Source organism: Mesorhizobium sp. M7A.F.Ca.US.005.03.2.1, from assembly GCF_003997795.1.
Taxonomy (GTDB): domain Bacteria; phylum Pseudomonadota; class Alphaproteobacteria; order Rhizobiales; family Rhizobiaceae; genus Mesorhizobium; species Mesorhizobium ciceri.
The window spans coordinates 1-2,287 of the sequence record NZ_RZRP01000935.1 but is presented as its reverse complement, the minus strand read 5'-3'; the positions used below and the strand labels follow the sequence as shown (position 1 = coordinate 2,287).

The following is a 2,287-nucleotide window of genomic DNA, read 5'->3' as shown; positions in this document are numbered from 1 at the left end:
GCCCGGCCGCACGATGATCAGCACGCCGGCAAATCCGATGGCGATGGCCAGCCAACGCCGCCAGCCGACAGTCTCGCCAAAGACAAGTGCCGCTCCCATCGTCACCGCCAGCGGCAGCGCCTGCAGCACCGCCGAAACATTGGCGATCGGCAGATGGGCGAGGGCGACGAGGAAACTCACCGTTGCGCCGGCCTCGCTGATCACGCGCAAGGCGACCAGAGGCTGCAGCATCGAGCCCGGGTGGGCGAGAGCGCCGCGCTGCCAGGCCAGCAGGCCGACGAAAAGCGAAGCGAAAGCCCCACGGATCAACATGACCTGCGCCATGTTCATCGATTGCGACGAGTATTTGGTTATGGCGTCGTTGAGGGTGAAGCCGGCCATCGCCACCATCATGAACAATGCGCCGCGAAGATTTGGAGACAGGGGCAAGACGGCTACCGGTTCTGCTAATACATATCGCCCAAAAGTGACCTCGGTTTGGGGAAACGACATGCATAAGAAACAAAGACCTGAAGCGCGTGGCTGAATCCGTTCAAACGCGACGCGCTTCAGGCAGCAAGCCTGTAACAGTCGGGCATGAAACAGCAACAGCAAAGGACTGGGCCACAGCCTTGTTTGTGGCCCTGAATATCGCCTGCGATGGCGAACTTACTTCTTCGGCGTAAGCACCTCGGTGCCATTGCCTTCCTTGCCGGCGATCGTCCAAAGACCGTGCAGCGAACCGTCCGCCGCCACCTTGTAGACGACGAGGCCAATGTCCTTGTCCATGACATAGCCGGCGGAGAAGGCATCATCGTTGCGCATGCAGATGCCGTCGGAAGATGAGCCACCAGTTTCCCAATGGATCGCGCAGGTCGTCCCGCTGGTCAGCGTGATGGTGGCTTCGCCGCCATAGGCCGAGCCTTCGAAGTTGGTGCCGGCGACCGTATAGGTGCCGCCGATCGACTGCGCCGCCGCGGGCACGGCCGCGAGGCCAAGCAGTGCCAGAGAAAGAACGAGTTTGCGCATGGTGTATCCCCCTGTGAGCGAAGAGCAGCTTCCAGGGGAAGGCTAGGCTGGAACAGACTGGCCGTAAATCCGGCTGCGGTTCGCGAACAAGACTTTTTCTGGGGTGTGGTTCGAAACCGTCATGGCCCCTTGAGACTGCCGGCGATGGCGCCGACCAGCGGATCGTATTTCGACTTCAGCGCCGGCGGGTAGTCGACCCAGACCGTACGGATGATACCGTCTTTCCCAAACAGACGTCGCTCGTAGAATATCTTTCCATCCCTCAGGCCCGACAGCACGGCCCAGTCCTTTCCGGCCTTGCTGTAGGTGATCTTGTAGCCCGGCTCCTTGCTCGCCTTCTCCGCCGCGACAAAGCCTTTCGGCGTGTCGTCGTCGACGTTGAGGATGCCCGAGCAGATCAGGCTGGCGCCATCGGCGCTCAGCCATTGCTGTCCGTCGCCATTGTCGGGCTCCGGCTGGCGATCGGTGAAGACGTCGTCGGGAAAGGTGCAGACAGTGCCGAAGCGATCGTTCACATAGGTGAATGGCGCGGCGACCGCACTGGTTGCTGCCATTGTCGCAATGACCAGGAATGAAGAGTGCAGCCGCATGCTCGCCTCGAAGTCATGATCCCGAAGCGATATTGCATAAATTTCACGGAAAGATCAGCCGCCAGTGACGCTCATGTGGCGCGACACCGATGGGCGGCTGGTGCGGCGGTCGATGATGAAGTCATGGCCCTTGGGCTTGCGGCCGATGGCTTCGTCTATTGCTTCGGCGACCAGCTCGTTGCCTTCCGAGGCGCGCAAGGGCGCGCGCAGATCGGCGGCATCTTCCTGGCCGAGACACATGTAGAGGGTGCCGGTGCAGGTCAGCCGGACGCGGTTGCAGCTCTCACAGAAATTATGCGTCATCGGCGTGATGAAGCCGAGCCGTCCGCCGGTCTCGGCGACCTGGACGTAGCGCGCCGGGCCGCCGGTCTTGAAGGGAATGTCGGTCAGCGTGAACTGGCGTTCGAGCGACGCGCGCAGCAGCGACAGCGGCAGGTACTGGTCGGTGCGGTCGGCGTCGATCTCGCCCATCGGCATGGTTTCGATGACCGTCAGGTCCATGCCGCGGCCATGCGCCCAGCGCATCATGTCGGGCAGCTCGGCGTCGTTGAAATCCTTCAGCGCCACCGCATTGAGCTTGACTTTCAGTCCGGCCGCCTGCGCGGCATCGATGCCTTGCATGACCTTGTCGAGATGGCCCCAGCGGGTGATCTTGTGGAATTTGTCGGCATCGAGCGTATCGAGCGACA

General features: G+C 61.9%; 4 protein-coding genes. All 4 read right to left on the bottom strand.

Features of this window, described 5'->3' with window-relative positions; translation table 11 throughout:
* Nucleotides 1–429, bottom strand: a 429-nt coding sequence (locus EN991_RS32820) for a DMT family transporter (protein ID WP_164769547.1), incomplete at its 3' end; no start/stop codon positions are given.
* Nucleotides 430–648: 219 nt separating this feature from the next.
* Nucleotides 649–1,008, bottom strand: coding sequence for a hypothetical protein (locus tag EN991_RS32815; RefSeq protein WP_127370295.1), 360 nt, complete (start codon nt 1,006–1,008; stop codon nt 649–651).
* 119 nt (nt 1,009–1,127) lie between these two features.
* Nucleotides 1,128–1,598, bottom strand: coding sequence for a hypothetical protein (locus EN991_RS32810; protein ID WP_024503302.1), 471 nt, complete (start codon nt 1,596–1,598; stop codon nt 1,128–1,130).
* Between the two features lie 54 nt (nt 1,599–1,652).
* A partial coding sequence (locus EN991_RS32805; protein ID WP_348630514.1) for a radical SAM protein occupies nt 1,653–2,287 on the bottom strand: 635 nt, incomplete at its 5' end.